Source organism: Mesorhizobium sp. P3_A9 (assembly GCF_056402975.1).
This window is the reverse complement of sequence record NZ_JBFUGJ010000447.1, coordinates 1-4,014: the sequence shown is the minus strand read 5'-3', so window position 1 is coordinate 4,014 and position 4,014 is coordinate 1. Positions and strand designations below refer to the sequence as shown.

The 4,014-nt window shown below is 64.8% G+C and carries 6 protein-coding genes and 1 pseudogene; all 7 read left to right on the top strand.

The features are described 5' to 3' along the window. Positions 1-90, top strand: a pseudogene (locus AC1DX0_RS32205) (DUF736 domain-containing protein); the annotation flags it as partial. A 303-nt stretch (positions 91-393) separates the two neighbouring features. Then, a complete protein-coding gene (locus tag AC1DX0_RS32200) occupies positions 394-675 on the top strand; it encodes a helix-turn-helix transcriptional regulator (protein WP_135906825.1) in 282 nt (93 codons plus the stop codon). 17 nt (positions 676-692) lie between these two features. Next, complete coding sequence (locus AC1DX0_RS32195) at positions 693-1,748, top strand: replication initiator protein A (RefSeq protein WP_477223584.1); 1,056 nt, start codon at positions 693-695, stop codon at positions 1,746-1,748. Continuing rightward, a complete protein-coding gene (locus AC1DX0_RS32190; RefSeq protein ID WP_477223585.1) occupies positions 1,745-2,236 on the top strand; it encodes a DUF2840 domain-containing protein in 492 nt (163 codons plus the stop codon). The genes AC1DX0_RS32195 and AC1DX0_RS32190 overlap by 4 nt, the downstream gene beginning before the upstream one ends. After that, positions 2,233-2,778 carry a S26 family signal peptidase gene (locus AC1DX0_RS32185; protein ID WP_477223586.1) on the top strand — a complete coding sequence of 182 codons (546 nt, stop codon included), beginning with the start codon at positions 2,233-2,235 and terminating at the stop codon, positions 2,776-2,778. Before AC1DX0_RS32190 ends, AC1DX0_RS32185 begins: the two co-directional genes overlap by 4 nt. A 35-nt stretch (positions 2,779-2,813) precedes the next feature. Further along, positions 2,814-3,143: a DUF736 domain-containing protein gene (locus AC1DX0_RS32180; protein ID WP_477223587.1), complete on the top strand. Its 330-nt coding sequence runs from the start codon at positions 2,814-2,816 to the stop codon at positions 3,141-3,143. Next, the gene (locus AC1DX0_RS32175; RefSeq protein WP_477358439.1) at positions 3,140-3,916 is read left to right on the top strand and encodes a lytic transglycosylase domain-containing protein; all 777 of its coding nucleotides are present in this window, start codon (positions 3,140-3,142) and stop codon (positions 3,914-3,916) included. The genes AC1DX0_RS32180 and AC1DX0_RS32175 overlap by 4 nt, the downstream gene beginning before the upstream one ends. Positions 3,917-4,014 lie beyond the last annotated feature (98 nt).

Genomic DNA, 4,014 nt, shown 5'->3' with positions numbered 1-4,014 from the left:
GCTCCGATCTACGCCAACCTCTTCGCCGACGAGGAAGGCGAGGGCCACAGCCTCATCTGGTCCCGCCCCAACCGCCGCAACGGCGAGTGAATTGGCAAACGCCTCGCCCGGTCCCGGGCGAGGCGTCCCCTGCCGGTGATCGCGCAGGCTTACCGCGCCGCCGACCCCTGTAAACGGGCTTCCTGTCGTCGGATGCGTTGCTTGATACGCGATGGCGTGACGATGGTCGAGCGCGGCTATCACCAATTGCTGCGCGCGCCGGCGCCACTCCCTGAAGGCCTCTTGGCAGTGCGAAATAGCGTCCCACAATTGCGCACCTGATCACCGTCCCCGAGCTCCTCCATCCTTGCCATCGATCGCCGTTCAACCGCAACGGCCGCAAGGAGACATCCCATGAATGCCGACGCCGCGCCATTGCCGCCCCGCTACCTGCGCACTTCGGAAGCAGCCCATTTCCTCAGTCTTTCCGCGCGTACGCTGGAAAAACACCGCACCTACGGCACCGGGCCTGCCTATCGAAAACTCGGCGGCCGCGTCGTCTACGCCGTCGACGACCTCCAGGCCTGGGCCCAGCGCGGCGCCATGACGTCGACATCCGATCCGCATGGCTCTGTGCTGCCAGCCAAGCCTCAAGCCGCCCGCCTGATCGCCTATGCCGGGCGCGAGAGGCGCTGAGCTCGCCGATCTTCCCTATGTCTGGACGCACACGCCAACCGTCGGAACGCGGACAGCTTGATCTGTTCCACGCGCTGCCCGGTGTTGTCGCGCCACGCGATGCGCAGGACCTCATGGCCTATCCCTTCTTCTCGCTTGCCAAATCCAGGCGCATCGCGCCGATCGACTTTCGCGCCGGCGATGTGGCTATCCGTGTCGAAGCGATGCCCGACCACGGCATGGCGACGATCTGGGATGCCGATATCCTGATCTGGGCCGCGAGCCAGATCGTCAACGCGCGGGACGCCGGATTGCGCACGTCGCGCCTGATGGCCGCGACGCCATACGAAATGCTTACCTTCGTTGGCCGCGGTGTCTCGAAGCGAGACTATTTGCGCCTCAAGGCGGCGCTCGATCGCCTGCAGTCGACAAGCGTCGTCACCTCCATTCGCCAGCCCGCCGAAGGCCGGCGCCATCGCTTCTCATGGATCAATGAATGGCAGGAGCGCTTCGATCGAAACGGCCGCCCGCTTGGCGTCGAGTTGATCCTGCCCGATTGGTTCTATCGCGCCGTCATGGATGACGCGCTGATCCTGACAATAGACCGGGCCTATTTCGGGCTGACGGGCGGCCTGGATCGCTGGCTCTATCGGCTGGTGCGCAAGCATGGCGGACGCCAGCGCGCCGGTTGGCGTTTCGACATCCGGCACCTGCATCAGAAGTCCGGCAGCCTCTCGCCGCTCAAGCGCTTCGCCTTCGAGCTGCGTGACATCGTGCGCCGCCAGCCTTTGCCGGGATATCTGCTGTTCACGGAAGTCGAAGCCAGCGGCCGTGTGTTGCTGGCGTTCGAACCGGCGCCCGCGCCGGTTGACAGGGTCGTGCCATCGGGAACCCGAACTATCGTGCCATCGGGAACCACATCCTCGTGCTTTCGGGAACCGCGATCGGCCTTAAGGGACGGGCCGGCAACGGAGAATCGCGCTCTTAACTTAGAGTCTAACTCTCAATCTAACAGTCTTGCGCGCAAGCTGCGGAATAGCGGTGGGGAGCAGAGGCGGCGGTGCGTTGGCCGGCGCGAGGGAGACGACACATGACGTCGTCTAGCCAATCGACGCCGCGCGACAACCTCACGACGGTCGAGCTGATCTGGATCGAGAAGCGGATCGAGCATCGCATCCGCTTCGGACGTGCTGCCGATGAGACGATCATCGACAAGCAGCGCCGCGTCGTCGGATTTGCGCCAGGCAGTGTTTTTGCGTTCGTGCGCTGGGCGGCGAATGACTTCGGCACTGTCGTTTCGCGCATCGACATCGTGCGCGCGGTGTTGCCCGCTGAACCGTATCAGACGCTGCCTTACATCCGGCCAGGCGGCGAGATCCTGCTCAAGATCGCAGGCTGGGACAAGGTTGAGCGGGTTCTCCAACGGATCGATGCGATCGAGGCGATCGGTCTCGATCCGGCCGAGGCCGCACCGGACTATTGGCGTCAGACCCACAACCGACTGATTGCCGGCGCAACGCCGCGTGTCTATTCGCTCGAGCAGCATCGGGCCTTTCTGTTGCGCAAGCGGGTGACCTCATGAGCCGCGCCGCTTGCATAGCGGCGGCGCTGGCGGCCGTCGTCGCGACGGTCGCTCCGGCTGTCTTCCAGATGCCGCAGGTGCTGCTGTGGAACGCGTCGGCCAGCGCGCCTCTTGGGCTCTATGCGATCCGGAAAATGGCCGTACCAACGGCAGGCGCGCTCGCTGTCATCGCACCGCCAGACAAGGTCGCTCGGTTCGCCGCCAAGCGTGGCTACCTTCCGCTCGGCGTGCCGATGCTGAAACACATCGAGGGCCTTCCTGGGAGCCAAGTCTGCCGCCTCAGTCGCGTCATCACGGTGAACGGGCTTGCGGTGGGTGCTGCATTGGAGCGTGACCGCAAGGGGCGCGCGCTGCCGGACTGGCAGGGCTGCCGCACCATCGCCGCCGCCGAAATCTTCGTCATGAACCGGAAGGTCGGCGACAGTCTCGACGGTCGCTATTTCGGCCCGTTCCCGGCGAGCTCGATCGTCGGCCGCGCGCTGCCGCTTTGGACCGACGAGAGGGGCGATGGCCACTACACCTGGCTCGCTCCTGCGAACTGAAATTCCGCCCAGCCAACAAGAGAAGGAGATAATCCATGGCCGAGATCGGCGTCTTCAAGAAAACAGATTCGGGTTATTCCGGACGCATTCGAACGCTGCTCGTGGACGCCGAGCTGGTGCTCGTGCCAACCAAAATATCTGACGGCAAAGCGCCGGATTTTCGTATCCACATCGGCGACGGCAGCGGCCCCGAGGTCGGCGCGGCCTGGAAGGAAACCGGACAGACGGCCGGCGACTATCTGTCGTGCCGGTTGGAAGATCCGCTGTTTGGCCGGCGCTTTCGCGCCGGTCTCTTCCGAACCGACGACGGCTCCTGGTCGCTGCGCTGGATCCGGCCCAAAGCGCGGCCGGAGCCTGCTCGATGAGTGGGCCATCAGCGCCGAACTGTGCGAACGGAAGCCGCGCCCTCAGTCGGTTGCCTGGTCGGCGAGAAGCACTTTGCCTTATCGGTGGCATGCTGATCGTCTGTCACGCAATGACGGGGGCCTTCGCACAATCCGCGCCGGCCCCACGCAAATCCGCGGACGATCCTTACGCCGCGCCCATTGCCGAGGCGTCGCATCGCTTCCGCCTTCCCGAGCGCTGGATACGGGCAATCATGCACCTCGAAAGCGCCCGCGACCCGCGCGCCGTGTCGCGAAAGGGGGCTTTGGGCTTGATGCAGATCATGCCCGCAACCTTTGCCGAGCTGCGCCTTCGTCACCGGCTCGGCCGTGATCCCTATGATCCGCGCGACAACATCCTTGCAGGCGCCGCCTATCTTCGCGAGTTGTATGATCGATACGRTTCACCGGGCTTTCTGGCCGCCTACAATGCCGGACCGGGGCGTTACGAAGCCTCCTTGAAGGGCCGTCCGCTGCCGGCTGAGACCCGGGCCTATGTTGCGACGCTTCGCCCTTTTTGGGGTGGCGGTGATGCACCCGGCGCGCTCACCGCCGGTCCTGCCAAGGCCGTCAGCTGGAAGGCTGCGCCGCTGTTCATAGTGCCGTCCACGTCCATGGCCGCTTCCGGTCTTCCGTCCGGCGAAGACGCTTCCGTCGAGGTTTCGTCGTCACCGTCGGTGCGCAAACTTTTCGCGGCCGGTTCGCAGCCGCGCCAGCTGTTCACTGGGTCCGACGTGCGGACATCGCAGCGATGACGAAGCCTCCGTCAGATCGCCCCCTGGGGTCTCTTTTGACGTCGCAGCCTGTGAGGCGCGCCGGGCAAAAGGCAACAACCGAGGGATGGCAAGATAAA

Bases quoted from the DNA above. Each gene is read 5' to 3' on its own strand.
- AC1DX0_RS32200 (WP_135906825.1), top strand. From the start codon at position 394: ATGAATGCCGACGCCGCGCCATTGCCGCCCCGCTACCTGCGCACTTCG.
- AC1DX0_RS32195 (WP_477223584.1), top strand. From the start codon at position 693: ATGTCTGGACGCACACGCCAACCGTCGGAACGCGGACAGCTTGATCTG.
- AC1DX0_RS32190 (WP_477223585.1), top strand. From the start codon at position 1,745: ATGACGTCGTCTAGCCAATCGACGCCGCGCGACAACCTCACGACGGTC.
- AC1DX0_RS32185 (WP_477223586.1), top strand. From the start codon at position 2,233: ATGAGCCGCGCCGCTTGCATAGCGGCGGCGCTGGCGGCCGTCGTCGCG.
- AC1DX0_RS32180 (WP_477223587.1), top strand. From the start codon at position 2,814: ATGGCCGAGATCGGCGTCTTCAAGAAAACAGATTCGGGTTATTCCGGA.